The sequence below is a fragment of the Streptomyces sp. NPDC004051 genome, from assembly GCF_053604275.1.
The window spans coordinates 1-2,264 of sequence record NZ_JBSGHG010000086.1; the positions used below are offsets into that span (position 1 = coordinate 1).

Annotated in this window: 6 protein-coding genes; 1 reads left to right on the forward strand and 5 read right to left on the reverse strand. The window is 70.8% G+C overall.

Going from position 1 to position 2,264, the window contains the following annotated elements; genetic code table 11:
* On the reverse strand, positions 1–96 hold a 96-nt coding region (locus tag ACWEQO_RS34660; protein ID WP_361463092.1), incomplete at its 3' end, for a biotin carboxylase N-terminal domain-containing protein.
* 364 nt (positions 97–460) lie between these two features.
* Between ACWEQO_RS34660 and ACWEQO_RS34665 the strand changes: the two genes are divergently transcribed.
* A complete protein-coding gene (locus ACWEQO_RS34665; RefSeq protein ID WP_452986484.1) occupies positions 461–928 on the forward strand; it encodes a hypothetical protein in 468 nt (155 codons plus the stop codon).
* On the opposite strand, the gene ACWEQO_RS34670 is transcribed toward ACWEQO_RS34665, so the two are convergent.
* From ACWEQO_RS34670 to ACWEQO_RS34685, 4 genes are all read right to left on the reverse strand, one after another.
* Positions 897–1,523 carry a Maf family protein gene (locus ACWEQO_RS34670; RefSeq protein ID WP_361463087.1) on the reverse strand — a complete coding sequence of 209 codons (627 nt, stop codon included), beginning with the start codon at positions 1,521–1,523 and terminating at the stop codon, positions 897–899. The two genes, ACWEQO_RS34665 and ACWEQO_RS34670, sit on opposite strands and share 32 nt — an antisense overlap.
* A 31-nt stretch (positions 1,524–1,554) precedes the next feature.
* Entirely contained in the window at positions 1,555–1,683 is a 129-nt protein-coding gene (mmpB, locus tag ACWEQO_RS34675) for a morphogenic membrane protein MmpB (RefSeq protein ID WP_279334254.1), read from the reverse strand.
* Positions 1,684–1,775: 92 nt separating this feature from the next.
* Complete coding sequence (locus ACWEQO_RS34680) at positions 1,776–1,985, reverse strand: acyl-CoA carboxylase epsilon subunit (protein WP_361463090.1); 210 nt, start codon at positions 1,983–1,985, stop codon at positions 1,776–1,778.
* Positions 1,986–1,999: 14 nt separating this feature from the next.
* A partial coding sequence (locus ACWEQO_RS34685) for a carboxyl transferase domain-containing protein (RefSeq protein WP_452986485.1) occupies positions 2,000–2,264 on the reverse strand: 265 nt, incomplete at its 5' end.

Consider the following 2,264-nt stretch of genomic DNA (forward strand, 5'->3'; position numbering starts at 1 on the left):
GGCGTAGACGGCGACGCTGGTGATGCCGGCGTCCTGGCAGGCCCGGGCGATGCGGACAGCGATTTCGCCACGGTTGGCAATGAGCACCTTGCGCACGATTGAGGCTCCCTCCTTGAAACAAGCCGAGTTTAGGGACTGCCGACACGGCACTACGACCTGTCCCCATGGGTGAGCTTGCCCACACGGAGCGTGATCCGAGGCTCGCTCGACCCGAGAAATCCCATGTCGCACCTTGGTACGCAAGACTCCTTCGGGAAACCCTAGCCCGCTCATGTGGTCAAGGTCTCTGTGAGAGCGTGCTGCGGCCCACTACGTTTTTTTGTCGAGTCCCTACGAATGGCCCAATGGTTCTCTGCCCTTCGCATGACCCTTGTCCCTGGCTTTACTTGTCAGTAACGTTCGCGCTGCCTCGAACGTACTCGGGGTAACCACAGTCGTGCTCGAAAGTGGGTGGGGGCCGGTGGTCCGCAGACCGGTGGCGTGGACCGTGGCGCTCGTGCTCTTCGTCGAGGCGCTCGGCATCGGTGCGGTGAACTGGTTCCTCGGGGTCGTCGTCGACCGGCAGCACATGTCGCCGGCCGGTCTCGACCCGCACCTGATGTCGGTGTCCTCGAAGGCCGGCGGCATCGTCTTCGGGCTCTACCTCGCGCTGTGCGGCCTCGTCGCGCTGCTGGTCGCCCTGCGCGACCGGGCGCCCACCGGGCCGGGCAGGATACTGCTGATCAGCGCCGCCGTGGTGCACGCGCTGCTCGGTGCATTCGGGTGGGGCCTGCTCGGTCCGGCCGCCTTCCTGTACATGGTGGTGGTGCTGGGCCTCATCGTCCTGCTGCTGATGACGCACGACCGCCCGGACGCGCCCGCCGACCCCGAGCCCCGCGGCGCCGACGGGGCTCCGGTCACGCCTCCGGCGGCGCCCACAGCTCCGTGATGCCGACGCCCAGCTCGGCCAGCAGGCGCCGCAGCAGCGGCAGACTGATGCCGATGACGTTCCCGTGGTCGCCGTCGATGCCCTCGATGAACGGGGCCGAACGGCCGTCCAGGGTGAACGCGCCCGCGACCCGGAGCGGTTCGCCGGACGCGACGTAGGCGGCGATCTCCTCGTCCGTGGGTTCGCCGAAACGGACCACGGTGGACGCGGTGGCGGAGGCGTACCTGCTGCCCTCGGCGAGGGTGTCGTAGACGCAGTGGCCGGTCTGGAGGACGCCCGCACGGCCCCGCATCGCCTTCCAGCGGGCGGTGGCCTCCTCGGCGTCCCGGGGTTTGCCGAGGGCCCGGCCGTCCAGTTCGAGCACCGAGTCGCAGCCGATCACCAGGGCGCCCTTGACCTCGGGCTTCGCGGCGACGACGGAGGCCTTCGCCTCGGCGAGGGCGAGTGCGAGTTCGGCCGGGGTGGGTGCGGTGACGGCGTCCTCGTCGACACCGCTGACGACCACCTCGGGGTCGAGTCCGGCCTGGCGGAGCAGCCCGAGCCGGGCGGGGGACTGGGAGGCGAGCACGAGCCGGCGGCGGGGCTGATCTGTCATGCGGTCAGCGTATCGGCGTGGGCCGGATGCCTCACCTCACGCCGATCACGAGCATCGCGAGCACCATGGCCAGCGCGACGAGAACGCCCAGCCGCCGCAACATGTCCTGCGTGTCCCGCAGTTCCTTGGGCGGCTCGTTCTCGGGGTCGGACCACAGCATGTCCTCCATGCTCCGGCGGTGACCTCCGGGGTGCCTGAGTACGCGTACTCAACTTCCCCGGACGTCACCGCCGTCCGGTGCGCCGGACGGCCCTACCCGCCCGGCCAGTACGTCCGCGACCAGGTCGTCGGCCCCGGCTGGGGCAGGTGGCGGGCGGCGATGCGGGACGGGTCGGACCAGGAGTCGCGGGGGGCGTCCGTGCCGGACGGCGTGGCGGACGCCGCCGCGACGCGGACGCGGACCACCGCCAGTGCGGCGGCGAGCTCCTCCGGGGTGGGATTGCCCCGTACGACCTTGATCACAGCGGCTCCTGGGGTCAGAGGGGAATGTTGCCGTGCTTCTTGGGCGGCAGCGCCGCGCGCTTGGTGCGCAGCTGGCGCAGCCCGCGCACCAGCTGCCGGCGGGTCTCGGACGGCATGATCACCGCATCCAGGTAGCCGCGCTCGGCCGCCGCGTACGGATTGAGCAGCGCGTCCTCGTACTCTTGGATCAGCCGGGCCCGGACCGCCTCCGGCTGCTCGGCCTCGGCGATCGCGCGCCGGTGCAGGATGTTGACCGCGCCCTGCGCGCCCATCACCGCG